Genomic DNA, 24,110 nt, shown 5'->3' on the forward strand with positions numbered 1-24,110 from the left:
CCAATCGTGAGACCGATCTGGGAGGATTGTCATGACGTCGACGGCGCAGGAACTGCATCCCGCTCCCGTGCTGGAGCCAGGGCGGACCATCCTCGAATTGCGCGGGCTGGAGAAGCGCTATCCCGGTACCCACGCGCTGAAGCCGGTCAACCTCGCCTTCAAGTCCGGCGAGATCCACGCCATCGTCGGCGAGAACGGCGCCGGCAAATCGACGCTCATCAAGCTTCTGACCGGCGTCATGCCGCGCACCTCCGGAGAAGTGATCTGGGAGGGCCAGCCGGCAGCCTTGGCGACGCCGCATGAGGCAATGGCGCTCGGCATCAATGCCGTGCACCAGGAGGTCGTGCTCTGCCGTCATCTGACGGTCGCCGCCAACATGTTCCTCGGCGAGGAGAATTCGCGCTTCGGCATCCTTCAGCAGCGGGCCATGGTCAAGGAGGCGCAGAAGATCATCGATGATCTCGGCTTCGACCTGCCGGCGCATGTCACGCTGGGCGATCTGACCATCGGCCAGCAGCAGCTGATTGCTGCCGCCCGCGCCACCGTGCGCGGCACCAAATTCCTGATCTTCGACGAGCCGACCGCCTACCTGACCCGCAAGGAGGCCTACCAGCTTTTCACCCTGATCCGCCGGCTGAAGACCGAGGGCGTGACGATCATCTACATCAGCCACCGCATGGAGGAAGTCTTCGAGCTTGCCGACCGTGTTTCCGTGCTGCGCGACGGCACGCTGGTCGGCACCCGCAACATCGCCGAGACCAACGACGCCGAGCTGGTCAAGATGATGATCAACCGCTCGATCGAGCAGGTCTACCACAAGGAGCACTTCACCCCGGGTGCAGCGATCATCGAAGCACGCAACCTGTCGGGCAAGGGGTTTGAAAATGTCTCGATGACGGTCCGCGCCGGCGAGATCGTCGGACTCTACGGCCTGATCGGCGCCGGGCGCAGCGAATTCGTCACCACGCTTTACGGCCGCCACCGCAAATCGGCCGGCCAGGTACTCTGGGAAGGCAAGGACGTCCAGATCAATTCCGAGCACGACGCGATCAAGCTCGGCATGGCGCTGGCGCCGGAAAGCCGCCGTGACCAGGGTCTCTGCCTCAACCTGCCGGTCGGCCTCAATCTCAACCTGCCGATCTACAAGCGCATCTCGAACAATTTGCTGATTTCGAGTGCGCAGGAGAAGACGCAAGCCGATCGCCAGATCGCCGATCTTCGCATCAAGACACCGACGCGGAGCGCGCTGGCTTCCAGCCTGTCGGGCGGCAACCAGCAGAAGATCGTCATCGGCAAATGGCTGGCGCATGGCGCCAAGCTGTTCATCTTCGACGAGCCGACGGTTGGCGTCGATGTCGGCACCAAGGCCGAGATCTACCGACTGTTCGGCGCGCTGTTGTCGAAGGGCGCCGGCATCATCCTGATCTCGTCCTATCTGCCGGAAGTCTATGAGCTCGCCGACACGCTGCATGTGTTCCGGCGCGGCAAACTGGTGGCAAGCCATGGCTTTCGCGCCGCCAGCCACGAAGACGTGTTGACGCAGGCGCTCGCCGAGAAACAAGAAAAGCTGGGAGGACAGATATGAGCACCGAGGCGATTGCTGTCGAGAAACCGAAGCGCAACTATAACGTCCTGTTTGGGCTGACGCTTCTCGCGCTGCTGGTTCTGCTGTGGATCGTGCTTTCCGTGGCCACGCCAAGCTTCGCCTCGGGCAACAACATCGCCAATCTTTTGCGCCAGGGTTCGATGATCGCCATCATGGCGGTCGGCCAGACCTTCGTCATCATCACCGGCGGCATCGACCTGTCGGTCGGCGCCGTGGTCGGCTTCGCCACCGTCGTCGTCGCCATGATGATCAACGCCGGCTTCCCCATCTGGCTCGCCATTCTGGTGACGCTGCTGGTCGGTGTTGCCATCGGCATGTTCCACGGCTTCGGCATCGTCAAGATGGGCTTGCCGCCCTTCATCATCACCCTGGCGACGCTGACCTCGCTGCGCGGCATCGGGCTTTTGATGACCAACGGCAACTCGATCAACATCAACAGCGACACCTTCACGGCGTTCTCACGCAATTCCTTTATCGGCATTCCCAACCTGTTCTGGATGGTCATCCTGGTCGGTATTCCGGCCTATATTTTCCTGCATCACAGCCGCTGGGGCCGGTATTTGTTCTCGGTCGGCTCCAACGCCGAGGCCTCGCGCCTGTCCGGCGTCAACGTCCAGCGCACCATCTACATGGCCTACACGCTGTCCGGCCTGTGCGCGGCTTTCGTCGGCGTGCTGCTCGCCGCCCGCATCGGCATCGGCAACCCTACCCAGGCCGAGGGCTGGGAGCTGCAGGCGATCGCCTCGTCGGTGATTGGCGGCACCTCGCTGTTCGGCGCCGTCGGCTCGGTGCACGGGCCGCTGCTCGGCGCCTTCATCCTCGCCACCATCAACAACGGCGCCAATCTGCTCAACGTCAACTCGTTCTGGCAGCGCATCATCACCGGCGCGCTGATCATCATTATCGTCTACTTCGACGGGCTGCGCCGCCGGGGCAAGTAAGTCGACCTCAATTGACCGCCGGCCCGCCACACATGACGGGCCGGCGATTTCATGACAGATGGATTGAAGCATGAAAGCCGTCGTCTGCCGCTCGCCCGGCGATCTTGTTCTGGAAGACCGGCCCGCGCCGGACGCGCCCGCTCCCGGCTGGGCGCTGGTGGCTGTCAGCCATGTCGGCATCTGCGGCACCGACTATCATATCTTCGAAGGCAAGCACCCGTTCCTCGCCTATCCCCGCATCATGGGCCATGAAGTGTCGGGAACCGTGATCGAGACTGGCGACGGCGTCGATCTCGCCATTGGCGAACCGGTCGTCATCAACCCCTATCTGTCCTGCGGCAAATGCATTGCCTGCCGGCACGGCAAGCCGAATTGCTGCGTCAGGATCGAGGTGCTCGGCGTCCATCGCGACGGAGCGATGTGCGAACGGATCCTTGTGCCGGCACAGAATCTCTATCCGGCCAACGGCCTGTCGCTGGCCGACGCCGCCGCCGTCGAGTTCCTGGCCATCGGCGCGCATGCCGTGCGGCGCGCGCAGGGTCAGCCCGGCGCCCGCACACTGGTCATCGGCGCCGGCCCGATCGGGCTCGGCACCGCCATTTTCGCCCACATCGCCGGGCTTGACGTGACGCTGCTCGACATGAGCAGCGAAAGGCTCGGCTTCGCTGCGAGTGAACTCGGCTTCCAGACTCTCAACGGTTCGCGCGGCGCGGTGCCCGATCTGGTCAGGCAAGCAACCGCCGGCGAAGGCTTCGATGTGGTCTTCGACGCGACCGGCAACACCCAGTCGGTGCAGTCGGCCTTCGCCCATGTCGCGCATGGCGGAACACTGGTGCTGGTCAGCGTCGTCAAGGACGACATCGCTTTTTCCGATCCGGAATTCCACAAGCGCGAGATGACGCTGATCGGCAGCCGCAATGCCTTGCGCGCCGACTTCGACCACGTCGCCGCCTCGATCCGCAACGGCGCCGTGCCCCTGGCCAAGCTCGTCACCCACCGCACCACGCTGGCCGACACGCCACGCGATCTCGCCCGCTGGACACACGAGAAATCCGGTCTGATCAAGGCCGTGATCGAGGTCGGCTGACCCGACGCTCGTGCGAGCGGCGGTGTCTTGGCAGAGCCGCCGAAAGATAGGGGTGTGTTGAGATTCAGGTCAGGCCGGCATCCCCTGAATCTCAGTACACCCTAAAGCGCCGACAATTTGAGCTCGACCCGCTCGGCCGGGAACCGTGACTCTGAAAACTGGATCGGCTGGCCGTCGGGCGTGACGTTGACGGCGACCGTGACCAGCACGATGGCTCCGGGCTGGAGGTCGAGATCGGCAAGGTCGGCGGCATCGGCATGGCGCGCCGACAGCATGGTCGATTGCCGGAGATAATCGTCGATGCCGAAGCGTGCCAGCGATGCGGTGATCGAGCCGGTTTCCACCATGGCGGCATCGATGCCGGCAAAGCGCCTGGCCTCGAACCAGCCGGCAGCCCGCGACACCGGGCGGCCATCGGCTTCGCCGCGCGTTTCCAGCCGGATCACGTCAGTCCCCCTGGCAAGGCCAAGCCCCTCGGCGACGCGATGGCTGGCCGGCTCGACCGACGAGGCAAGCAGGACGGTATGCCGTTCCAACGCCTGCCCTTGCAGGCCTGCCGAAAAGCGTGTGCGCGCGCCGATCGGATAGGACAGCCGCTTGCGCGACAGCACGAAAGTGCCCCGCCCTTGCTCGGCCCGCAGCACCCCTTCCTGCACGAGGGCTGCTATGGCGCTGCGCACTGTATGCCGGTTGACGCCATAACGTTCGGCAAGTGCCACCTCCGGCGGCAGCGCTGCATTCTCGGCGAAATCTCCGATGGCGATCGCATGCAGGATCTTGTCGGCAATCTGCCGCCACAGCGACACACCGCTACGCCGCTCGATGCTGTCCGCTGCCAGTTGCCCGACCATTGATTGCCCCCAGCCGTTTATCCCTGTCATCCACACGTCATGGACTCGCGTTAGATAAAAGGTATAATTTGTATAGTTGTCTATATCAATAGACAAATTTAGACAAGAGGAATGTTGCTCATGCGAGGACAGGAAGCTCGTGACCAGGCCGAGCGCAAGGCCGCCATGGCAACACTGGCGCAATCCAGCGGCGATGACATCGTCCGGCTCTGGAATGAAGCCGGATTGCCTTCCGAAGCCGAGCTGCTGCGCGGCCCCGAGACCGGCCTGATCACCGTGCGCGGCCGCATCGGCGGTGGCGGCGCCCCCTTCAATGTCGGCGAGGCAACCGTCACCCGCGCGACAGTACGGCTGCCATCCGGACAGGTCGGCCATTGCTATGCGCTTGGCCGCGACAAGCAGAAGGCGAGGCTGGCGGCCATCGCCGACGCGCTGTGGCAGGACCCAGCCCGCCGCACCGAGGTCGAGACCGGGCTCATAGCGCCGCTGCGGTCTGCCCTGACCACGGCGCATGAACGGCGCCGCGCCGAGACGGCGGCAACGAAGGTGGATTTCTTCACAATGGTTCGCGGAGAAGACTGATGGACATCGCAGCGCGATCGATCGAGGGCGGCTTCGCCGATCCGGTCTTCAACGCCCAGACCGTGTTCCGCGCCGTCATGGACGCGATGGCGCGGCCGGGCAGCGTGCAGCCCCTGCCCGCCTTCGCCCGCCCGCCGGCGCCGCTCTCGGCAACCGCCGGCGCCGTAGCACTCGCGCTTTGCGACAATGACACGCCGCTGTGGCTCGACCCGGCGTTGCAAGCCTCCGCCGCAATCAAATCCTGGCTTGGCTTTCACCCTGGCGCGCCACTCGCCAACACGCCGGCCGATGCCCATTTCGCTTTGATCGCCACGCCGGCCGAGATGATGGCTCTGGACGGCTTTTCGCAAGGCACGCAGGACTATCCCGACCGCTCCACCACGCTGATCTTGCTGGTGAGTGATCTCGTCTCCGGCGCCCCGCTGCTGCTCGAAGGTCCCGGCATCGAAACCAGTGCCAAGATCGCGCCGGCGCAGATGCCGCGTCATTTCGTCGAGCAGTGGAAGCAGAATATCAAGCGCTTTCCGCGCGGCGTCGACATCATCCTCGCCACATCAGACGGGGTCGCCTGCCTGCCGCGCACCACGCGCATCAAGACGATGGAGGCTTAAAGCATGTATGTCGCGGTGAAAGGTGGCGAAGCCGCAATCGCCAACGCCCACAGCCTGCTTGCCGACCGCCGGCGCGGCGACCGTTCGGTGCCGGCGCTTCGCCTCGACCAGATCGTCGAGCAGCTGGCGCTTGGCGTTGACCGGGTGATGAGCGAAGGCTCGCTCTACGACCGGGAGCTGGCCGCCCTCGCCATCGTCCAGGCGCGCGGCGACCTGATCGAAGCGATCTTCCTGGTGCGCGCCTATCGCACCACCTTGCCGCGCTTCGGCTACTCCAAGGCGATCGACACCGCCACCATGCTGGTCGAGCGGCGCGTTTCGGCGACCTACAAGGACCTGCCCGGCGGCCAGCTGCTCGGCCCGACCTTCGACTATACGCACCGGCTGCTCGATCCCGAGCTTGCCGCCGGCGGCGATGTCGCCGAGCCGCAGCAGCGCGAGACGGAAACGCAAGCCATGCCGCGCGTCTCGGCCATCCTGGCCCGCGAAGGCCTGATCGAGCCGGATGGCGAGATGCCGCAAGACCATGTCCCCGGTGACATCACCCGCGAGCCGCTGGAATTCCCGATGGCGCGCGACATCCGCCTGCAGGCGCTGTCACGCGGCGACGAGGGCTTTCTGCTGGCGCTCGGTTATTCCACCCAGCGCGGCTATGCCCGCAACCATCCCTTCGTCGGCGAGATCCGCATCGGCGAGGTCGAGCTGGAGCTGGATGTGCCCGAACTGCCCTTCGCTGTCCCGCTCGGCAGCGTGCGGGTCACCGAATGCCAGATGGTCAACCAGTTCAAGGGGTCTGCCAAGGCGCCGCCGCAGTTCACTCGCGGCTACGGCCTCGTCTTTGGCCAGAGCGAGCGCAAGGCGATGGCGATGGCGCTCTGCGACCGGGCGCTGCGCGCCAGCGAGTTGGGCGAGGATGTCGTCGCCGCAGCGCAGGACGAGGAGTTCGTCATCTCGCATTCCGACAATGTTCAGGCGACCGGCTTCGTCGAGCATCTGAAGCTGCCGCACTATGTCGACTTCCAGGCCGAACTCGACCTCGTGCGCCGCATGCGCGCCGAATACGATGCCCGCGAGAATCCCGCAAAGGTCGAAGAGAAGCGGGAGGCCGCGGAATGATTCAAGGCCTGTCCCACATGACTTTCATCGTCCGCGATCTCGACCGGATGACCGCGATCCTGGCCGGGATTTTCGACGCGCGCGAGGTCTATGACAGCGGCGCCAGGCAATTCTCGCTGTCGCGTGAAAAATTCTTCATGATCGGCGACATCTGGATCGCCGTCATGGAAGGCGAGAAGCTGCCGGAGCGCAGCTACAACCACATCGCCTTCAAGATCGATGACGCCGATTTCGATCGCTACGCCGAGCGCATCGGCAAGCTAGGGCTCGACATGCGTCCGCCGCGCCCACGCGTCGAGGGCGAAGGCCGCTCGGTCTATTTCTACGACGACAACAACCACATGTTCGAATTGCATACCGGTACGCTCGCGGGGCGGTTGGCCCGCTACGCCAAGGGACTGGAGGCAGCGCAATGAAATCAGTGCACGCCACCCCCATGGCCACCATCACTGGAATGGCCGCCATACCCTCCGCCATAGCCACCACTGCTCCCGGCAACGGTCTCGCCGTGTGCGCTTTCCTTCGGTGCAGGAAGAACCATTCTTCGAAGGGCAAACGCCACTACGCCGGCAAACACCAGCAGCAGAATTCCAAGGTGCACCCATCCGGTTGCGGTCATCTGAGTTTGGCCCTGTTTCCGCGTCTTGGACGCCATTTCAATAGCACCATGTGGATGTGATCGCCATGACCGACATCGCCACCTACAACTTCGCCTATCTCGACGAGCAGACCAAGCGGATGATCCGCCGCGCGATCCTCAAGGGCATCGCCATTCCCGGCTATCAGGTGCCGTTCGCTTCACGCGAAATGCCGATGCCCTATGGCTGGGGTACTGGTGGCGTCCAGGTCACCGCCTCGATCATCGGCCCCGACGATGTCTTGAAGGTCATCGACCAGGGCGCCGACGACACCACCAACGCGGTCTCGATCCGCGCCTTCTTCAAGAAGGTCGCCAATGTCGCGGTGACGACTGATACCGCCAGCGCCACCATCATCCAGACCCGCCACCGCATTCCCGAGCATCCGCTGACCGCGGGACAGGTGCTGGTCTACCAGGTGCCGATCCCGGAACCCCTGCGCTTCCTCGAACCGCGCGAGACCGAGACGCGCAAGATGCACGCGCTGGAGGAATACGGCCTGATGCATGTCAAGCTCTACGAGGACATCGCCAGGCACGGCCGCATCGCCACCACCTACGCCTATCCGGTCAAGGTCGAGGGCCGCTACGTGATGGACCCGTCGCCGACGCCGAAATTCGACAATCCCAAGATGCATCGCTCGCCGGCCTTGCAGCTGTTCGGCGCCGGCCGCGAAAAGCGCATCTATGCGGTGCCGCCGTTCACCGAGGTCGTCAGCCTCGACTTCGAGGATCATCCGTTCGAGGTGCAGACCTTCGACCAGCCCTGCGCGCTGTGCGCGGCCGAGAATGTCTATCTCGACGAGGTCATCCTCGACGACCATGGCGGCCACATGTTCGCCTGCTCCGATACCGACCACTGCGAGAAGCGGCGTGCGGACGGCCACGGAGAGCGCCCAGCAAGGAATCTTGAGGAGCGGGCATAATGGGCACCTCATTCGTCGCGATTGGCGACAAAGGCTTCTGGATGCAGGACTCCGTCCTGTCCCTTTGGCTGCGACTGTTGGCTTTGAACCTGGAAAGCAAGCCAGATCGAGCAGATCCGGTTATGCTGCTGCGCGACGAATGGTTGTGGCAGTCAGAGACTGAGATTGTCGGAACAATGGACGCCCATCTCGACGGAGCCGCAGGCGACGCCGCAACGAAAGCTGCCGTCGTCGCCGCTATCGAGAGGCTGCTCAAAGCACTGTCCCGGCATGGCGACGAGCTCCCTGCATCCACCATGAACCTTCTTGGTTTCACGAACTCCTGGGGGCTGGATTACCAAACAAAGGGCCTGGTTGAGGTCGGGAATGCCTTCCTCGCACTCCTTGCCGGCAAGATCGACAGCGAAGCCAACAGCACTGAATTCATGCCAGGATCCCGCCCATGACCGACGAACCGCTGCTGCGCGTCTCGGCGCTGTCCAAATTCTACGGCTCGCGCGTCGGCTGTGACAACGTCTCCTTCGACCTGTGGCCGGGCGAGGTTCTGGCGGTGGTCGGCGAGTCCGGCTCCGGCAAGACGACACTGCTCAACTGCCTGTCGCCCCGGCTGCTGCCGAGCTCCGGCACCGCCAGCTACCGCATGCGCGACGGCCAGTTCCGCGAGCTCTACCGCATGAGCGAGGCCGAGCGCCGCTTCCTCATGCGCACCGACTGGGGTTTTGTTCACCAGAACCCGGCGGATGGGCTGCGCATGACTGTCTCGGCCGGCGCCAATGTCGGCGAGCGGCTGATGGCGGTCGGCGACCGCCACTACGGCAAGATCCGCGCCACCGCCGTCGACTGGCTGTCGCGCGTCGAGATCGACGAGGACCGCATCGACGACGAGCCGCGCGCCTTTTCCGGCGGCATGCGCCAGCGCCTGCAGATCGCCCGCAACCTCGTCACCGGGCCGCGGCTGGTGTTCATGGATGAGCCGACCGGCGGCCTCGACGTGTCGGTGCAGGCACGGCTACTCGACCTGCTGCGCGGCCTGGTCACCGATCTTGGTCTCGCGGCAATCGTCGTCACCCACGACCTCGCGGTGGCACGGCTTTTGTCGCAGCGCATGATGGTGATGAAGGACGGCCGCGTCGTCGAAAGCGGTCTCACCGACCGCGTGCTCGATGACCCGCGCGCGCCCTACACCCAGCTCCTCGTTTCCTCGATATTGCAGGTGTGACCATGCCGACGCCCCTTGTAGTCTCCGACGTCGCCAAGAGCTTCACCATGCATCTGCGCGACGGCATCAAACTGCCTGTCGTTGCCGGTGTCTCGTTCTCGATCAGGGCTGGCGAATGCACCGTGCTCGGCGGCCCGTCCGGTGCCGGCAAGAGTTCGATCCTGAAGATGCTCTACGGCAACTATGCCGTCGACGAAGGCCAGATCATCGTCAAGCACGACGACGGACTGATCGACCTCGCTACCGCCAGCCCGCGCACCGTGCTTGCCATACGCCGCCAGACCATCGGCTATGTCAGCCAGTTCCTGCGCACCGTGCCGCGCGTCTCGGCGCTGGATGTCGTCGCCGAACCGCTGGTCGAGCGCGGCGAGGAGCGCGAAAGCGCGCGCGGCAAGGCACGCGCCTTGCTGGCGCAGCTCAACCTGCCGGAAAAACTCTGGGCGTTGCCGCCGGCAACCTTCTCCGGCGGCGAGCAGCAGCGCGTCAACATCGCGCGCGGCTTCATCACCGAGCACCCGATCCTGCTGCTCGACGAGCCGACCGCCTCGCTCGATGCCAGGAATCGCGACGTGGTGATCGAACTCATCGCTGCCAAGAAAGCGGCGGGCGTCGCCCTGCTCGGCATCTTCCACGACCACGACGTGCGCGAGGCGGTCGCCGACCGCATCATCGACGTCACCGCTTTCGCCCCCGGAAAAATCGCCGCATGACGAAAAAAACTGTCGGAGACGCCGCTGGTACACCCGACGGCGGATGTACAGAACTCGACGCTCGGCCGCTGGACCGAGATCGCCGACCGCAGCCGGGTTTCGGAAAGCGAACTCGGCGACTATTCCTACATGATGCAGGACTGCGCCGTCTGGTGCGCGACGATCGGCAAGTTTTCCAACATTGCAGCCAGCGTGCGCATCAACGCCACCAACCACCCGACATGGCGGCCGACGCTGCACCATTTCACTTACCGCGCCTCCGACTATTGGGACGACGCCAAGCACGAGAGCGAATTCTTCGCCCAGCGACGCGCCAAGCGCGTCACCATCGGCCACGACACCTGGCTCGGTCACGGCTCGACCATCCTGCCCGGCGTCACCGTCGGCGATGGCGCCGCGGTTGGCGCCGGTGCCGTCGTGTCCAAGGATGTCGCGCCTTACACCATCGTCGGCGGCGTGCCGGCCAAGACGATCCGCGAGCGTTTCGACCGCCGCACCGCCGAACGCTACCAGGCGCTTGCCTGGTGGGACTGGGACCATGCAAGGCTGCGTGCTGCGCTCGATGATTTTCGTTCGCTTGAGGCTGACGCTTTTCTGGAAAAATACGGCGGATAAGCAATTCCAGGAAAAGTGTGGAACGGTTTTCCGTCCGGAATTGGCGGTGAAACCACCGCTCGTATCCATCACATCATTGTCATGGGGTGAGCCCGTTTCATATCCCTGACACAGCGCCGGGGCAGGACGCCATCTTACCTTGGAGATCGCAATGCCTGCTTCTGTCAAACCGTCGCTCGCCGGATTCTTTGCCGGCTCAAATCCGAAGCCGCCGGTGCATCTCGGCACGCGCTACGACACGTTAGGCAATTTCCTGATCGAGCCTGGCAACACGGTCGTCAGTCATCTGGTCGGCGGTTCGCCCTCCGAGGCCCTGGTGCTTGCGGTGCGCGAGAAGATGCTGGCGATGCCCGACGCCGACCGGCTGGCGTTCACGCCCGTCTCCAGCCTGCACATGACGCTGTTCCAGGGCATCATCGAATATCGCCGCCGGTTGCCTTACTGGCCGCATGACGTGCCGCTCGACACCAGCATCGACGCGATGACCCGCCTCTATCTGGAACGCCTGAAGGGTTTCGAGGGCTTCGGATCGTTCAACATCAAGGTGGTCGAGATCGTACCGACCGGCCTCACCGTTGCCGGTGCGACGGACGACGACGTGCGCATCATGCGCGCCTGGCGCGATGCACTGGCAGTGCCGTTGGGCTACCGCCATCCCGACCACGACAGCTATGTTTTCCACATCACCTTCGCCTATCAGATCCAGCGTCTTGCGGATGACAGGGCAGCAGCATGGCAGGACCTGTTCGATGACTCTCTTGCGCTTTTCGAGCAGCAGGCTCCCGCGATCGAGATCAGGGCTCCGGCCTTCTGCAGCTTCAGGGACATGGAGCATTTCGAGGAATTGCTTGTGCTGGGCTGATCGACGCCAACAGGCGCCTGACGCAGCGCCTGTGGGCAGTAACAAAACTGACATCAATCCGACACCGCAGGTTCATGGCGCTGCGCTAGCCAAGGCTAACAGACCCTCAACCGCGACTGGACTGGAAACCACCATGTCAGCCACGCTCGAAATCCGCGGTGTCACCCGACGATTTGGCAAGAACACTGCCGTCAGCGACATCAACATCTCGATCCCGCAGGGTGAGATGGTCGGCATTATCGGCCGTTCGGGTGCTGGCAAGTCGACCCTTCTACGCATGATCAACCGTCTCATCGATCCCAGCCAGGGGTCGATTTTTTTTGACGGCGCCGAGGTCTCCCAATTGCGCGGTTCGCCGCTGCGGCGCTGGCAGCGCGACTGCGCCATGATCTTCCAGCAGTTCAACCTAGTGCCGCGCCTCGACGTGCTGACCAATGTGCTGCTCGGCAAGCTGAACCACCGTTCGACCCTCACCAACATGTTCGGCATGTTCTCCCGCGCCGAATGCGCCGAGGCGGTCGCGGCACTCGAGCGGCTCGACATCGCCCGCACCGCATTGCAGCCCGCCGGCACCTTGTCGGGTGGCCAGCAACAGCGCGTCGCCATTGCCCGCGCCATGATGCAACAGCCCAAGGTGATCCTCGCCGACGAGCCGATCGCCTCGCTCGACCCACTCAATGCCAAGGTGGTGATGGATTCACTGCAGGACATCAATCTGCGCGAAGGCATCACCGTCGTCACCAATCTTCACACGCTGGACACCGCACGCACCTACTGCAACCGCATCATCGGCATGGCTGCCGGCAAGGTCGTCTTCGACGGCCCGCCGGAAGAGCTCAACCGCGAGGCGGTGCGTCTCGTCTATGGCGCCGACAGCAATGGCGGCGAAATCTCCGAGGCCATCACCTCGACCAGCGTTGCCTTCAAGCAAAAGATCGCCGCATCCGCCGGACCGCTCGAGCCCGCTTTCCCGGGATATTGAGAGCGACCTGGATCGCCAGCCCGCGTCAAGGGCACCCGTCAAGATAACGAACGCTACCGGCGCGGGGCCGGAACCTACAGGAGAGATGTCCAATGTTCAGGAAGATGGTTCTCAGCGCCATTTCGGTGCTCGCCATGGCGACGAGTGCGGCCCACGCCGCCGATATGAAGGAATTCCGCGTCGGCATTCTCGGCGGTGAAAACGAAACCGACCGGCTGCGCAACTACCAGTGCCTCGCCGACCATCTGAAGGCCGAATTCGGCTTCGAAAAGGTCTCGCTGTTCCCCGCCGCCGACTATGACGGCGTCATCCAGGGCCTGCTCGGCGGTACGCTCGACTTCGCCGAACTCGGCGCCTCCGGCTATGCCAGCGTCGTTCTCAAGGACCCGAAGGCGGTCACCCCGATCCTCACCACCCAGCAGACCGACGGCGCGACCGGCTACTATTCGATCGGCCTGGCGCTGAAGTCCTCCGGCATCACCGACATCAAGTCGGCCAAGGGCAAGAAGCTCGGCTACGCCGACCCGGATTCGACCTCCGGCTATCTGATCCCGCTGACCCAGATTCCGAAGGACACCGGCGCTTCGAACGAAACCTTCTTCGCTTCGACCCAGTTCAACGGCGGCCACGAGAACAACGTTCTGGCAGTGCGTGACGGCAAGGTTGACGTGGCGGTGGACGATTCCTCCGGCATCGGCGACTTCAAGGACGGCTACACCTCCGGCACCTTCCACAAGGAAGTCGCCAAGGGCGCCGTCGACGCCAACGACTTCGTCGAAGTCTGGCGCTCGGGCCTGATCCCGAACGGCCCGCTGGTCGTGCGCACCGCGCTCGGCGACGAGATGACCGCCAAACTTGCCGACTTCTTCACGCAACTGCCCAAGAAGGACAAGGCTTGCTTCGAAGGCTTCGAAGGCGGCGATTTTACCGGCTACGTCCCGGTGAAGCCGGACTTCTACAACGTCATCGTCGAAGCCCGTAAGGCAGCCATCGGCGGCTAACGGCAAATCAGCAAGGGCGGCGTCGAGAAAACGCTGCCCTTTCTGCATGCCCGATCATGACCCTTTCCGTGACAGTCCATTCAGACGCGACGCACCGGGCAGCCGACGCCTGGCGTCGCCAGACGTCCTTGCGCCGGCTCTACACCGCCATCGGTGTCGGCCTGCTGCTTGTCGCGCTCGGCGGCACCATGTGGTTCGCCGACGAAGCCAATGCCGGGCATTTCTTCGACAGGCTGCCGCACATACTGGATTTCCTGAGCTGGCTCGTCCCCAAGGACTGGAACGATGTCTGGCGGGCGATGTTCGACATCGCCTCCCCCCATGACACCGGCACCCAGGAATTCAACTTTCCGCTCGGCCGCTCCTACATCTGGGGCAGCTTCTATATTCCCGAATATTTCGAGCTGATGCTGACCACGCTGAATGTGGCCTTGGTCTCGACCTTCATCGGCTTCGTCTTTGCCGTGCCGTTTTCCTTCATCGCGGCGCGCAATCTGACACCGCATCCGCTATTGAGGCTTGTCGTCAAGCGCTTCATGGAACTGCTGCGCGCCTTTCCAGAGATCGTCATCGCCGGTCTGTTCGCGGCCATCGTCTCGATCGGCCCGATCGCCGCCATCATCGCCATCGGCCTGCATTCGATCGGCGCATTGGGCAAGCTGTTCTACGAGATCAACGAGAACATCGACATGCGCGCCGAGGAAGGCCTGAGGGCGGTCGGCGCCAACTGGTTCGAGCGCGTGCGCTTTGCCGGCCTGCCGCAGGTGCTGCCCAATTTCATGTCCTACACGCTGCTCCGCGTCGAGATAAACGTCCGCATTTCCACAATCATGGGCGCGGTCGGCGGCGGCGGCATCGGCGAGGAGTTGAAGCTGTCCATTTCGCGCGGCTTCGGCGCCAAGACGCTGGCGCTGGTGCTGCTCCTGTTCACGACGATCTTCATCGTCGATCAGTTCTCCGCCTGGCTGCGCCGCAAGCTGGTTGGCGAGCAGGCATTCGTGATGGGAGCATAGCCAATGGCTGCCATGACCGCCGATGAAATCCAGTCGATCGAGAAGCGCTTCCCGCAGGTGTTCCATCGACCGTTCTACAAGCGCTTCGGGCCGCTGCTGCTGCTTGGCGGCACCTTTCTCTACCTCCTCTACGCGCTGTGGTTCTTCAACCTGCCGCAGGTGATGCGGGAATCGCACTGGGAGCGCCTGCCGCTGTTCCTGACCCAGTGGATCAGCTACGACGTGCAGCCGATCTTCCGCCTCGACGAGCCACAGATCACCGCCAAATACCCGCGCTTTTCCGCGCTGGGCGAGGATCCGCATCCCGACTGGCAAAAGACCAATGCCGACGGTTCGGTGACGATTCTGATCGACGGCGCCGCCAAGTCGGTCACCTTCGACAAGACACAAGCCACGATCATTGCCAACGGTGAGGCCGTGCCGGTCTCGTTGGGTACCGGCAAGCCGCTGATCTCGGGCCCGGTTCCCGATTGGATCACCGCGCATGAGGACGAGGTCGTCGCCGACATGGGCTTTGCCGGCGAGGTCCGCGTCGCCGCCGACCGCGTCAAGATACGCAAGCGCTTTCTCGGCTGGGCGAATTTTGTCTTCGACACGCGCTCGCCCTTCTTCGGCAAGTCGGCAAGCGAAGTCGCTTCGCTGATCGTGTCCGGGCCAGAGCTCAAGCCGGGCACGTCCAATCTGGTGCTCGCCGGCGACAACATCTGGAACAACGCCCAGTGGCAGCATGGCGACGTCTGGACCAAGCTTTTGCAGACCATCGTCATGGCCTTTCTCGGTACCATGCTTGGCGGCATCGTCGCCTTCCCGCTGGCCTTCTTCGCCGCCCGCAACATCACGCCGAGCCGCCTGGTCAACCAGGTGCTCAAGCGCTTCTTCGACTTCATGCGCTCCATCGACATGCTGATCTGGGCGCTGTTCTTCACCCGCGCCTTCGGCCCGGGACCGCTGGCGGGCAGTGCCGCGATCTTCTTCACCGAGATCGGCACGCTCGGCAAAACCTATTCCGAGGCGCTGGAAAACATCGACGACAAGCCGCCCGAGGGTGTCATCTCGACCGGCGCCAATGGCCTTCTGGTGCAGCGCTACGGCGTGTTGCCGGAAGTGGTGCCGGTGTTCATCAGCCAGACGCTCTACCAGTGGGAATCCAACACAAGGGGTGCGACCATCATCGGTGCCGTTGGCGCCGGCGGCATCGGCCTGAAATTGTGGGAAGCGATGCGCACCAACTCCAACTGGGCCAATGTCTTTTACATGGTGCTGCTGATCCTGGTCGTCGTCTTCATCTTCGACAACATTTCCAACTTCCTGCGCCGCCGGCTGAGCCAGACCATCCACGACTACAACAGGATCCAGGCCGAGCAGCGTTAGCCATCCCGGCGCTTCAGGGTGTTGAGATTCAGGTCAGAGCGGCCTCACCTGAATATCGACACGCCCTATGCCGCTTTCTTCCACCCATTCTTGATATGCCTGTAGCCGTCGCGGTAGACGGCTTCCGGACTCTCGGAAAAATCGCGCCACACCTTGGTTGCCGCCGCCAAGTCCTTCAGCGAGCGGCCGAACGCCTCGATCGTCAGCCAGTCGTCATAGCCGCTCTTGCGGATGGCGGAGAACGTTTCCTTCCACGGGATGTTGCCGCGCCCCGGCACGCCGCGATCGTTCTCGGAGATGTGGATGTGGACGACATTCCTGCGGTGTTTTGTATAGGCGCCGATCGGGTCGGCCTCCTCGATGTTGGCGTGGAAAGTGTCGTACATCGCCTTGATGTGCGGCCGGTCGATGGCATCGATATGCTCCGACAGATCCGCCATCGTGTTGAGAAGATAGCACTCGAAGCGGTTCAGCGCCTCGAGCCCGATGGTGACGTTCTGCTTGCCGGCATGGTCACCGATCGCGCGTTGCGAAGCGACCGAGCGCTTCTTCTCGGCAGCTGTCGGCCCGGAGCCGGAAAAGGCGCCTAGCGTCGAATGCAGCGGCCCGCTCAGCGTGCTGGCGCCAAGCGCATCGGCACAGTCGATTGCCCATTTCATGTAGTCGATGCCGGCCTTGCGGGTCGCGGCGTCGGCCGCGATCAGGTTCATCGCCGGATCGCCCATCGCCGAGACAGCGGTGCGCCCGAGCCCGATGCGATCGAGCAACTCACCCAACTTCTTGTAGTCGTCGGGGGTGCCGGCGAAGATCGGTATCTCAACGCCATCGAAACCGGTTGCCTTGATGTCGCGGAGCAACGGCTCGTGTTTCTTCGACACCGCCGTCGTCCACAAGAACATGCACATGCCGATTTTCATCGACGCCCCTCCCCTTGATCCCCCCAGATCCATTCAGCCTAAAGCTTCGTCCAGGCTCCATTCTTCTTCGACGACTTCACGCAGGCCTCGATGAAGGCCATGCCCTCGACGCCGTCCTGAATGGTCGGGAAGACGACATCCCTGCCCGGCTTGCCGCCCTTCTTGCGGGCTGCGCGGATGGCACGCGCGGCCTCCTGGTAGATGTTGGCGAAACCTTCGAGATAGCCTTCGGGATGGCCCGACGGCACGCGGCTGACACGCCCCGCCACCGGCAGCGCGCCGGCGCCGTTGCGGGTGATCAACTGCTTCGGTTGGCCGAACGGCGTGTACCAGAGATAGTTCGGGTCGGCCTGTACCCATTCCAGCCCGCCCTTCGAGCCATAGATGCGCAGCTTCAGCCCGTTCTCATGGCCCGGCGCCACCTGGCTGGCCCAGATCATGCCCTTGGCCGGGTGCGTCTTGCCGGCCGGCTTGAAGCGCAGCATGACGTTGACATTGTCGTCGAGCAACCGACCCGGCACGAAGGCGTCGAGATCGGCCGACAGGGAATCGAGCTCCAGTCCCGAGACGAAGCGCGCCAGATTGTAGGCATGCGTGCCGATGTCGCCGAGCGCGCCGCCGGCGCCTGCCTGTTTTGGATCGCCGCGCCACGACGCCTGCTTCTGGCCGGTGGCGGCGAGGTCTTCGGTCAGCCAGTCCTGTGGATACTCGGATTGCACGATGCGGATGTCGCCGAGCACGCCCTTGGCCACCATCTCGCGCGCCTGCCTGATCATCGGATAGGCCGTGTAGTTGTGGGTGAGCACGAACACCTTGCCGGTCTTCTCGACCACGGCGGCAAGCTTCTTGGCTTCGGCAAGTGTCGTCGCCAGCGGCTTGTCGCAGATGACGTGGATGCCGGCCTCGAGGAAGGCCTTTGCTGCGGGCACATGCACATTGTTGGGGGTGACGATGGCCACCGCCTCGATACCGTCGGGGCGTTTCGCTTCGGCCTTGGCCATCTCCGCGTAGGAGGCGTAGCTGCGATCCGGGTCGAGCCCGAGTTCGGCGGCCGAGGCCTTGGCGCGTGCCGGATCGGAGGACAGCGCACCGGCGACCAGCACGAAATCATTGTCGATGCGCGCCGCGATCCGGTGCACCGCGCCGATGAAGGCGCCTTGCCCGCCGCCGACCATGCCGTAGCGGATCGGGCCGCCTCCCGTTTCCGACTTCGATGCGCCGACCATGTTTCTTCTCCTCGTGTCTGAAATGGCCCTCCGCCTTGAAGGAGGGGCGATCCGCGCAGCGGATCGGGATGGGGTCGTAGAGGTACCTTTCGGACCAGCCTCCATCAAGGGGAGGAAAGCCGCGTTATATTCCCATCATGCCGCGCAGCACTTTCTTGTCTGTGGCGCCGCCGGCAAAGTCGTCGAATGCCTTTTCCGTCACCCGGATGATGTGATGCTGGATGAACGGCGCGCCCTCTGCCGCACCGTCTTCGGGGTGCTTCAGGCAGCATTCCCATTCCAGCACCGCCCAGGAATCATAATCGTACTGGGTCAGCTTGGAAAAGATGCCGCCGAAATCCACCTGTCCATCGCCGAGCGAGCGGAAGCGGCCGGCGCGATTGGTCCAGCTTTGATAGCCGGAATAAACGCCCTGTCGGCCGGTAGGATTGAACTCGGCGTCCTTGACGTGGAACGCCTTGATGCGCTCGTGATAGATGTCGATGAATTCGAGATAGTCGAGCTGCTGCAGAAGGAAGTGCGACGGATCGTAATTGATGTTGCAGCGTCTGTGGCCGCCGACCGCGTCGAGGAACATCTCGAAGGTGGCGCCGTCGAACACGTCCTCGCCGGGGTGGATCTCGTAGCCGACATCGACGCCATTGTCCTCATAGACATCGAGGATCGGCTTCCAGCGCTTGCCCAATTCGGCGAACGCTTCCTCGATCAGTCCGGCCGGCCGCTGTGGCCAGGGATAGAGGTACGGGAAGGCCAGCGCTCCGGAGAAGCTCACCGAGGCCTTGAGGCCAAGGTTCTTCGAGGCCTTGGCGCCGAACTTCATCTGTTCGACTGCCCATTTCTGCCGCGCCTTGGGATTGTTGTGCACCGAAGCCGGCGCAAAGCCGTCGAACTGCGCATCATAGGCCGGATGCACCGCCACCAATTGCCCCTGCAGATGCGTCGACAGTTCGGTAATCTCGACACCGGCGTCAGCGCAGATGCCTTTGACCTCGTCGCAATAGGTCTTGGAAGAGGCCGCCTTCTTGAGATCGAACAGGCGCGCGTCCCAGGTCGGGATCTGCACGCCCTTGTAGCCGAGACCGGCCGCCCATTTGGTGATCGACGCCAGTGAATTGAACGGCGCCGCGTCGCCCGCGAACTGCGCCAGAAACAGTCCAGGGCCCTTCATTGTCGTCGGCATCGGCATCCTCCTCATTGTTCTCGCGACCGAGCATAGCGCCGATTGGAAGCAGGGCCAGCCACTTTGGTCTTTTCGCACCGGACGCTTGTGCGCGCCGCCATTCTGGTATTACCAAATGCAAGGATTTGGTCAAGCCTCGCGATGCGCCGCATGAGCCCTTCGGGCATATGAAAGAGGGATATATATCTCAATATAATCAATGAAATGATCTGGGCGGAAAGTAGCATTCCCACACTTCTTGCCGTTCAGAACAAATTGCTGTAGACCTCGCTCCAGGCCCAATTGGTCGAACCAGTTTGCGAGAAAAGGCTGGGGATGCCTTGGGGAGGAACCCTTGCGTCGCCTTTGGCGATGCATGTCGCAGGCGAACCATAAAGACGAATTTGGGAAGGACAGACTATGCATCTTTCGACGCACAACTGGATGCGGGCGGAACCATTGGAGACGACGCTCAAGCGCATCAAGAAATTCGGCTATGAGTCGATCGAGATTTCCGGCGAGCCCGAGCAGTACAAGACCAAGGAGACGCGGGCCCTGCTGAAGGAGCATGGCATCCGCTGCTGGGGCGCGGTGACGCTGATGCTGGGCGAGCGCAACCTCGCCGCCAAGAACCAGGGCCAGCGCGAGCGCTCGGTGCAGTACGTCAAGGACGTGCTGACAATGGTCAGCGAACTCGATGGCGAGATCATCACGCTGGTTCCGGCGACCGTCGGCAAGGTGGTGCCCGACGGCACCGAGGAGGAGGAGTGGAAATGGGTTGTCGACGCAACCCGTGAATGCTTTACCCATGCCAAGAAAGTCGGCGTCAAGATCGCCGTCGAGCCGCTCAATCGTTTCGAAACCTATCTGTTCAATCGTGGCGCCCAGGCCCTGGCATTGGCTGACGCGGTCAGCCCCGAATGCGGCGTCTGCCTCGACGCCTATCACATCCACATGGAGGAATTTAACGTCCATGACGCGATCCGGCAGGTCGGCAAGCGGCTGTTCGACTTCCATGTCGCCGACAACAACCGCTTCGCCGCCGGCCTCGGCCAGATCGACTGGCCAAGGATCGTCGCCACGCTGAAAGAGGTCGGTTACGACGGCGCGCTGACCAACGAGTTCGTGGCACCCGTCGACCGCACGCCGGCCGCACCCTATCCCGACATGGTCGAGCGCCACCCGGTCGACATCTCGCCCGAACAGCTGAAGTTCATCCAGGATCACGGCTCCAGCGTGCTGACGGAAAAATTCTACACCGATCAGATGCGCATCACCGCCGAAACGTTGCTGCCGCTGATCAAGTAGTCGACCGCCTGTTGGGAATTTGTCCTTCCGCCCTGACCGGCGGCAGGGCTGGGGAAGACCATGCGCATCAAGACCGTCCAAGCCTGGTGGGTCCGCATCCCGATCGAAGCCGCTCGGCAACACCGCAGCGACTTCGGTCAGGTGACGACCTTTGACGCCGCCATCCTGCGCATAGAGACGGATGACGGGCTGGTCGGTTGGGGCGAAGGCAAGAACGCCGCCGGCAGCGCCGGCAACTACGGGGCGCTTGTCCACATGCTGAACCACGAGGTCGGGCCGCAACTGATCGGCCGCGATCCGGCCGACATTGGCGTCATCTGGGAGATGCTTTACAACGGCGTGCGCCACGACAGCGCGGCCCGCGCCGGCCACGCCATGCCGCAACTGGCACGGCGCGGCATGAGCATCGCTGCCATCAGCGCGGTCGACATCGCGCTCTGGGATATTTTGGGCAAATCGCTTGGGGTTCCGGTCTGGCGGCTCCTCGGCGGCCGCAAGCTCGACCGCATGCCGGCGTACGCGTCCGGCGGCTGGGCCGCCGCCGACGCCATCGGCGAGCAATTGAAGTCCTATATCGCCAAGGGCGGCTTCAAGGCGCTGAAGATGCGGGTTGGAGCCATGGATGGCGCCGCGCATGTTTCCGCCGCGCGCGTCCGTGCCGCACGGCAGGCGCTCGGCCCGGATGTCGAGTTGATGGTCGACGCCCATGGCACCTACACGGTGGCCGAAGCCAAGCGCTTCATCCACCTCGTCAACGATCTGAACCTCGCCTGGTTCGAGGAGCCGATCATCGCCGACGACAAGCCGGGCATGGCCGAAGTGCGGGCAAGCGGCGCCGTCCCGATCGCCACCGGCGAAAGCGAGGCGACGCGCTATGCCTTCCGCGACCTCGCCGTGCTCAAGGCCGCCGACATCTTCCAGCCCGATCCGGCCTTCTGCGGCGGCATCAGCGAGGCGATGAAGATCGGCACCATCGCCAGCGCCTTCAACCTGCGCTTTGCGCCGCATCTGTGGGCCGGCGCGCCCTGCTTCTTCGCCGGGCTGCATGTCTGCGCTGCTTCGCCGGCTAGTTTCACAGTCGAATATTCGCTCGGCGCCAACCCGATGATCCATGATCTGATCGAAGAGACTGTCGAAGCCGAGGACGGTATGATAGCGATCCCGGAAAGGCCGGGTCTGGGATTCACCATTTCGGAGCGGTTTCTGGAGGCGCACGCGCAACGCGGTTGACGATGAAAGAAAAGAACCTTCTCGCGGAACTCGCCGCCTACCTGTTCTCCCATTCGGACAAGGAGACCGGCCGAACGCCGTCGGAACGCGAGCTGGCCGAGCATTTCGGCGTCAGCCGTGGCCAGATCCGCGAAGCGCTCGCCATCCTCGAAGCCATGCGCATCGTCGAGCGCCGGGCCAAGTCCGGCATCTACATCGACACCAAGCAGGCCAGCGTCGAGGCAATGGCACTGTTCGCGCGCGCCGGCCTGCCGCTCGATCCGATCCAGATCTACGAGACAGTCGAGTTGCGCAAGATCCACGAGATCAAGGCGGCCGAGCTTGCCTGTTCGCGCGCCACCGAGGAGAATTTCGAGCGGCTGCGCGAAATCCTGAAAGCGTCGGAAGAGCGCATCGCCGCAGGCGAAGGCCTTGCCAGGGAGGATCGCGAATTCCACCTCGAGATCGTACGCGCGACCAAGAACAGCGTCTTCCACAATGTCTGCAGCGTCTACTACATGATGGGCGAGCAGCGCCTGCCGATCTATTTCAACGACCCCGAGCGCAGCGTGCGCTCGCATGCCGAGCACATCCAGATCTATGAGGCGCTGCTGCGCCGCGATGGCAATCTCGCCCAGGCGCTGATGAGCGCTCATCTGCAGGGCGCCGAGAGCTATTGGAAGGGCCTGATCGAGGGCCATGGCGAGGAACCACAAAGCCCGACGCTCGAAAGAGCCTGACCGACATGGCCCGCATCCTCACCACACACCCACTGCATCCGCGCGCCTCGGCCATGCTGGCCGGCGCCGGTGAGCTTGTCGTCGCCTCCGCTCTCGATCCGGCAACGCTGACTGCCGAGGCGAAAAATGCCGATATCGTCATCGTGCGCGCGCCTCTGCCGCCGCAGCTTTTCGAGGGCGCGGCGAAGCTGAGGGCAGCAATTCGCCATGGCGCCGGGCTCGACATGATCCCGATGGAAGCAGCTTTCGCCGCCGGTGTGCTGGTGGCGAATGTGCCGGCGGTCAATGCCCGCTCGGTTGCCGAACATGTCATGTTTGCAGCCCTTGCCCTGCTTCGCAGCTTCCGCATCGTCGACCGTGACCTGCGCGCGAGGGGCTGGCTCGCCGGCCGCGAGCACGCCAACTCCAACAGCGAACTGGCCGGCAAGACCATCGGCATCGTCGGCCTCGGTGCCGTTGGGCAGGCCGTCGGCCATATTGCGGCGCATGGCTTCGATCTGAACGTGGTGGCAACGACGCGCAGCATGCAGCCGGCGCCGGAGAAAGTCGGTTTCCTTTCGATCGACGCCTTGGTCGAGCAGAGCGATATCATCGTTCTGTGCTGCCCGTTGACGCCGGAGACGCGCGGCCTGATCAACCGTGAGCGCATCGCCCGCATGAAGCCCAACGCGCTGCTGATCAACGTATCTCGCGGACCGGTCGTCGATGACGACGCGCTGATCGAGGCTTTGCAGAAACGCCGAATCGGCGGTGCAGCGCTCGATGTGTTTTCGACGCAGCCGCTGCCGCCAAATCATCCCTATTTCAGCTTCGACAACGTCATCATTACCCCGCACATGGCCGGCATCACCGAGGAATCGATGATGCGCATGGGCGTCGGCGCGGCCGGGGAAGCCTTGCTGGTGCTGGCCAACAAACTGCCGGTCAATCTGCGCAATCCCGACGTGGTCGATCACTACCGGCGACGGTTTTCGGCGAGCGTGTAGACATCGCCGTTTAGCCTCATTTTCTGGCGAGGCTCGCTCCCATGTCCAGTCTTCGCTCCGCGTTGCTGTTTCTTGCCGCCGCTTCGACAGGCGTCGTGCCGTCGCTTGCCGCAGCCGAGAGCAGCTATGTCTATTGCGACAACGGGCTGCGCTGCTTCAAGGCGCCCTGCCCGTCGAACAGCGCGCTCGACCTTGCCACCGGCACGATCATCAAGGGCGTGTCGATCGACAGCAGCGGATTGCCGCAGGCCGACAAGGCGATAGCGGACCTTTCAGACGCGCTTTACGCAGGAAAGGTCGTTGTCAGGGGATCGATCGAGCATCGCACGCAGACCATCACCGGCAAGGAATACAGCCTGCCCTGGCTGGTCGCGACCGGCATCGTACGCACTGCCAAGGACAGCGAACGCCAGCACTGTTCGTCGCGCTGATGTT

At 63.5% G+C, this 24,110-nt stretch carries 26 protein-coding genes; 22 read left to right on the forward strand and 4 right to left on the reverse strand.

What is annotated here, in order from left to right; all coding sequences use genetic code 11:
• Positions 1-31 precede the first annotated feature (31 nt).
• The 3 genes from ACFSOZ_RS27380 to ACFSOZ_RS27390 all read left to right on the forward strand — a co-directional run bounded on the left by ACFSOZ_RS27380 (position 32) and on the right by ACFSOZ_RS27390 (position 3,634).
• Positions 32-1,585 (forward strand): sugar ABC transporter ATP-binding protein, encoded by a 1,554-nt coding sequence (locus tag ACFSOZ_RS27380; protein ID WP_379103098.1) that lies wholly within the window; start codon positions 32-34, stop codon positions 1,583-1,585.
• Positions 1,582-2,547, forward strand: coding sequence for an ABC transporter permease (locus ACFSOZ_RS27385; protein WP_379103100.1), 966 nt, complete (start codon positions 1,582-1,584; stop codon positions 2,545-2,547). Before ACFSOZ_RS27380 ends, ACFSOZ_RS27385 begins: the two co-directional genes overlap by 4 nt.
• 70 nt (positions 2,548-2,617) lie before the next feature.
• Positions 2,618-3,634, forward strand: a complete 1,017-nt coding sequence (locus ACFSOZ_RS27390) for a zinc-binding alcohol dehydrogenase family protein (RefSeq protein ID WP_379103101.1) — start codon at positions 2,618-2,620, stop codon at positions 3,632-3,634.
• Between the two features lie 101 nt (positions 3,635-3,735).
• On the opposite strand, the gene phnF is transcribed toward ACFSOZ_RS27390, so the two are convergent.
• Positions 3,736-4,485: a phosphonate metabolism transcriptional regulator PhnF gene (gene phnF, locus ACFSOZ_RS27395; RefSeq protein WP_379103104.1), complete on the reverse strand. Its 750-nt coding sequence runs from the start codon at positions 4,483-4,485 to the stop codon at positions 3,736-3,738.
• 120 nt (positions 4,486-4,605) lie between these two features.
• On the opposite strand from phnF, the gene phnG reads away from it, so the two are divergent.
• The 14 genes from phnG to phnE (ACFSOZ_RS27465) all read left to right on the forward strand — a co-directional run bounded on the left by phnG (position 4,606) and on the right by phnE (ACFSOZ_RS27465) (position 16,130).
• Positions 4,606-5,067 carry a phosphonate C-P lyase system protein PhnG gene (phnG, locus tag ACFSOZ_RS27400; RefSeq protein ID WP_379103106.1) on the forward strand — a complete coding sequence of 154 codons (462 nt, stop codon included), beginning with the start codon at positions 4,606-4,608 and terminating at the stop codon, positions 5,065-5,067.
• Positions 5,067-5,678 (forward strand): phosphonate C-P lyase system protein PhnH, encoded by a 612-nt coding sequence (phnH, locus tag ACFSOZ_RS27405; RefSeq protein WP_379103108.1) that lies wholly within the window; start codon positions 5,067-5,069, stop codon positions 5,676-5,678. Before phnG ends, phnH begins: the two co-directional genes overlap by 1 nt.
• A 3-nt stretch (positions 5,679-5,681) precedes the next feature.
• Complete coding sequence (locus tag ACFSOZ_RS27410; RefSeq protein ID WP_379103110.1) at positions 5,682-6,794, forward strand: carbon-phosphorus lyase complex subunit; 1,113 nt, start codon at positions 5,682-5,684, stop codon at positions 6,792-6,794.
• Positions 6,791-7,210 carry a FosX/FosE/FosI family fosfomycin resistance hydrolase gene (gene fosX, locus ACFSOZ_RS27415; protein ID WP_379103112.1) on the forward strand — a complete coding sequence of 140 codons (420 nt, stop codon included), beginning with the start codon at positions 6,791-6,793 and terminating at the stop codon, positions 7,208-7,210. Before ACFSOZ_RS27410 ends, fosX begins: the two co-directional genes overlap by 4 nt.
• A gap of 268 nt (positions 7,211-7,478) precedes the next feature.
• Positions 7,479-8,357 carry an alpha-D-ribose 1-methylphosphonate 5-phosphate C-P-lyase PhnJ gene (locus tag ACFSOZ_RS27420; RefSeq protein ID WP_379103114.1) on the forward strand — a complete coding sequence of 293 codons (879 nt, stop codon included), beginning with the start codon at positions 7,479-7,481 and terminating at the stop codon, positions 8,355-8,357.
• Positions 8,357-8,803, forward strand: a complete 447-nt coding sequence (locus ACFSOZ_RS27425; RefSeq protein ID WP_379103115.1) for a hypothetical protein — start codon at positions 8,357-8,359, stop codon at positions 8,801-8,803. Before ACFSOZ_RS27420 ends, ACFSOZ_RS27425 begins: the two co-directional genes overlap by 1 nt.
• A complete protein-coding gene (gene phnK, locus ACFSOZ_RS27430; RefSeq protein WP_379103117.1) occupies positions 8,800-9,576 on the forward strand; it encodes a phosphonate C-P lyase system protein PhnK in 777 nt (258 codons plus the stop codon). Before ACFSOZ_RS27425 ends, phnK begins: the two co-directional genes overlap by 4 nt.
• Positions 9,577-9,578: 2 nt before the next feature.
• Positions 9,579-10,286, forward strand: coding sequence for a phosphonate C-P lyase system protein PhnL (gene phnL / locus ACFSOZ_RS27435; protein ID WP_379103119.1), 708 nt, complete (start codon positions 9,579-9,581; stop codon positions 10,284-10,286).
• A 9-nt stretch (positions 10,287-10,295) separates the two neighbouring features.
• Positions 10,296-10,901, forward strand: coding sequence for a DapH/DapD/GlmU-related protein (locus tag ACFSOZ_RS27440; RefSeq protein WP_379103259.1), 606 nt, complete (start codon positions 10,296-10,298; stop codon positions 10,899-10,901).
• 151 nt (positions 10,902-11,052) lie between these two features.
• Positions 11,053-11,763 carry a DUF1868 domain-containing protein gene (locus ACFSOZ_RS27445; RefSeq protein ID WP_379103122.1) on the forward strand — a complete coding sequence of 237 codons (711 nt, stop codon included), beginning with the start codon at positions 11,053-11,055 and terminating at the stop codon, positions 11,761-11,763.
• 133 nt (positions 11,764-11,896) lie between these two features.
• Entirely contained in the window at positions 11,897-12,745 is an 849-nt protein-coding gene (gene phnC, locus ACFSOZ_RS27450; protein WP_379103125.1) for a phosphonate ABC transporter ATP-binding protein, read from the forward strand.
• 92 nt (positions 12,746-12,837) lie between these two features.
• Positions 12,838-13,746 carry a phosphonate ABC transporter substrate-binding protein gene (gene phnD / locus ACFSOZ_RS27455; protein ID WP_379103127.1) on the forward strand — a complete coding sequence of 303 codons (909 nt, stop codon included), beginning with the start codon at positions 12,838-12,840 and terminating at the stop codon, positions 13,744-13,746.
• Between the two features lie 56 nt (positions 13,747-13,802).
• A complete protein-coding gene (gene phnE / locus ACFSOZ_RS27460; RefSeq protein WP_379103130.1) occupies positions 13,803-14,759 on the forward strand; it encodes a phosphonate ABC transporter, permease protein PhnE in 957 nt (318 codons plus the stop codon).
• Between the two features lie 3 nt (positions 14,760-14,762).
• The gene (gene phnE, locus ACFSOZ_RS27465; protein WP_379103132.1) at positions 14,763-16,130 is read left to right on the forward strand and encodes a phosphonate ABC transporter, permease protein PhnE; all 1,368 of its coding nucleotides are present in this window, start codon (positions 14,763-14,765) and stop codon (positions 16,128-16,130) included.
• Positions 16,131-16,195: 65 nt separating this feature from the next.
• Here the strand turns inward: phnE (ACFSOZ_RS27465) and ACFSOZ_RS27470 are convergent, their stop codons facing one another.
• The 3 genes from ACFSOZ_RS27470 to ACFSOZ_RS27480 all read right to left on the reverse strand — a co-directional run bounded on the left by ACFSOZ_RS27470 (position 16,196) and on the right by ACFSOZ_RS27480 (position 19,453).
• Positions 16,196-17,047 (reverse strand): sugar phosphate isomerase/epimerase family protein, encoded by an 852-nt coding sequence (locus tag ACFSOZ_RS27470; RefSeq protein WP_379103134.1) that lies wholly within the window; start codon positions 17,045-17,047, stop codon positions 16,196-16,198.
• A gap of 38 nt (positions 17,048-17,085) precedes the next feature.
• A complete protein-coding gene (locus tag ACFSOZ_RS27475) occupies positions 17,086-18,273 on the reverse strand; it encodes a Gfo/Idh/MocA family protein (protein WP_379103136.1) in 1,188 nt (395 codons plus the stop codon).
• 124 nt (positions 18,274-18,397) lie between these two features.
• Positions 18,398-19,453 carry a sugar phosphate isomerase/epimerase family protein gene (locus ACFSOZ_RS27480; RefSeq protein WP_379103138.1) on the reverse strand — a complete coding sequence of 352 codons (1,056 nt, stop codon included), beginning with the start codon at positions 19,451-19,453 and terminating at the stop codon, positions 18,398-18,400.
• Between the two features lie 399 nt (positions 19,454-19,852).
• On the opposite strand from ACFSOZ_RS27480, the gene ACFSOZ_RS27485 reads away from it, so the two are divergent.
• Genes ACFSOZ_RS27485 through ACFSOZ_RS27505 form a run of 5 tightly spaced genes read left to right on the forward strand, consistent with a single transcriptional unit; the run spans position 19,853 to position 24,106 of the window.
• Positions 19,853-20,740 carry a sugar phosphate isomerase/epimerase family protein gene (locus tag ACFSOZ_RS27485; RefSeq protein WP_150832139.1) on the forward strand — a complete coding sequence of 296 codons (888 nt, stop codon included), beginning with the start codon at positions 19,853-19,855 and terminating at the stop codon, positions 20,738-20,740.
• A gap of 60 nt (positions 20,741-20,800) precedes the next feature.
• The gene (locus ACFSOZ_RS27490) at positions 20,801-21,970 is read left to right on the forward strand and encodes a mandelate racemase/muconate lactonizing enzyme family protein (RefSeq protein ID WP_379103140.1); all 1,170 of its coding nucleotides are present in this window, start codon (positions 20,801-20,803) and stop codon (positions 21,968-21,970) included.
• A gap of 2 nt (positions 21,971-21,972) precedes the next feature.
• Positions 21,973-22,689, forward strand: a complete 717-nt coding sequence (locus ACFSOZ_RS27495) for a FadR/GntR family transcriptional regulator (RefSeq protein ID WP_379103142.1) — start codon at positions 21,973-21,975, stop codon at positions 22,687-22,689.
• Between the two features lie 5 nt (positions 22,690-22,694).
• Positions 22,695-23,675 (forward strand): hydroxyacid dehydrogenase, encoded by a 981-nt coding sequence (locus ACFSOZ_RS27500; RefSeq protein WP_379103144.1) that lies wholly within the window; start codon positions 22,695-22,697, stop codon positions 23,673-23,675.
• Between the two features lie 41 nt (positions 23,676-23,716).
• Positions 23,717-24,106, forward strand: a complete 390-nt coding sequence (locus ACFSOZ_RS27505; RefSeq protein ID WP_379103147.1) for a hypothetical protein — start codon at positions 23,717-23,719, stop codon at positions 24,104-24,106.
• The last annotated feature ends 4 nt before the right edge of the window (positions 24,107-24,110 follow it).

The sequence above is a fragment of the Mesorhizobium newzealandense genome (genome assembly GCF_042682145.1).
Taxonomy (GTDB): Bacteria; Pseudomonadota; Alphaproteobacteria; order Rhizobiales; family Rhizobiaceae; genus Mesorhizobium; species Mesorhizobium newzealandense.

Bases quoted from the DNA above. Each gene is read 5' to 3' on its own strand.
- ACFSOZ_RS27380 (WP_379103098.1), top strand. From the start codon at position 32: ATGACGTCGACGGCGCAGGAACTGCATCCCGCTCCCGTGCTGGAGCCA.
- ACFSOZ_RS27385 (WP_379103100.1), top strand. From the start codon at position 1,582: ATGAGCACCGAGGCGATTGCTGTCGAGAAACCGAAGCGCAACTATAAC.
- ACFSOZ_RS27390 (WP_379103101.1), top strand. From the start codon at position 2,618: ATGAAAGCCGTCGTCTGCCGCTCGCCCGGCGATCTTGTTCTGGAAGAC.
- phnF (WP_379103104.1), bottom strand. From the start codon at position 4,485: ATGGTCGGGCAACTGGCAGCGGACAGCATCGAGCGGCGTAGCGGTGTG.
- phnG (WP_379103106.1), top strand. From the start codon at position 4,606: ATGCGAGGACAGGAAGCTCGTGACCAGGCCGAGCGCAAGGCCGCCATG.
- phnH (WP_379103108.1), top strand. From the start codon at position 5,067: ATGGACATCGCAGCGCGATCGATCGAGGGCGGCTTCGCCGATCCGGTC.
- ACFSOZ_RS27410 (WP_379103110.1), top strand. From the start codon at position 5,682: ATGTATGTCGCGGTGAAAGGTGGCGAAGCCGCAATCGCCAACGCCCAC.
- fosX (WP_379103112.1), top strand. From the start codon at position 6,791: ATGATTCAAGGCCTGTCCCACATGACTTTCATCGTCCGCGATCTCGAC.
- ACFSOZ_RS27420 (WP_379103114.1), top strand. From the start codon at position 7,479: ATGACCGACATCGCCACCTACAACTTCGCCTATCTCGACGAGCAGACC.
- ACFSOZ_RS27425 (WP_379103115.1), top strand. From the start codon at position 8,357: ATGGGCACCTCATTCGTCGCGATTGGCGACAAAGGCTTCTGGATGCAG.
- phnK (WP_379103117.1), top strand. From the start codon at position 8,800: ATGACCGACGAACCGCTGCTGCGCGTCTCGGCGCTGTCCAAATTCTAC.
- phnL (WP_379103119.1), top strand. From the start codon at position 9,579: ATGCCGACGCCCCTTGTAGTCTCCGACGTCGCCAAGAGCTTCACCATG.
- ACFSOZ_RS27445 (WP_379103122.1), top strand. From the start codon at position 11,053: ATGCCTGCTTCTGTCAAACCGTCGCTCGCCGGATTCTTTGCCGGCTCA.
- phnC (WP_379103125.1), top strand. From the start codon at position 11,897: ATGTCAGCCACGCTCGAAATCCGCGGTGTCACCCGACGATTTGGCAAG.
- phnD (WP_379103127.1), top strand. From the start codon at position 12,838: ATGTTCAGGAAGATGGTTCTCAGCGCCATTTCGGTGCTCGCCATGGCG.
- phnE (WP_379103130.1), top strand. From the start codon at position 13,803: ATGACCCTTTCCGTGACAGTCCATTCAGACGCGACGCACCGGGCAGCC.
- phnE (WP_379103132.1), top strand. From the start codon at position 14,763: ATGGCTGCCATGACCGCCGATGAAATCCAGTCGATCGAGAAGCGCTTC.
- ACFSOZ_RS27470 (WP_379103134.1), bottom strand. From the start codon at position 17,047: ATGAAAATCGGCATGTGCATGTTCTTGTGGACGACGGCGGTGTCGAAG.
- ACFSOZ_RS27475 (WP_379103136.1), bottom strand. From the start codon at position 18,273: ATGGTCGGCGCATCGAAGTCGGAAACGGGAGGCGGCCCGATCCGCTAC.
- ACFSOZ_RS27480 (WP_379103138.1), bottom strand. From the start codon at position 19,453: ATGCCGACGACAATGAAGGGCCCTGGACTGTTTCTGGCGCAGTTCGCG.
- ACFSOZ_RS27485 (WP_150832139.1), top strand. From the start codon at position 19,853: ATGCATCTTTCGACGCACAACTGGATGCGGGCGGAACCATTGGAGACG.
- ACFSOZ_RS27490 (WP_379103140.1), top strand. From the start codon at position 20,801: ATGCGCATCAAGACCGTCCAAGCCTGGTGGGTCCGCATCCCGATCGAA.
- ACFSOZ_RS27495 (WP_379103142.1), top strand. From the start codon at position 21,973: ATGAAAGAAAAGAACCTTCTCGCGGAACTCGCCGCCTACCTGTTCTCC.
- ACFSOZ_RS27500 (WP_379103144.1), top strand. From the start codon at position 22,695: ATGGCCCGCATCCTCACCACACACCCACTGCATCCGCGCGCCTCGGCC.
- ACFSOZ_RS27505 (WP_379103147.1), top strand. From the start codon at position 23,717: ATGTCCAGTCTTCGCTCCGCGTTGCTGTTTCTTGCCGCCGCTTCGACA.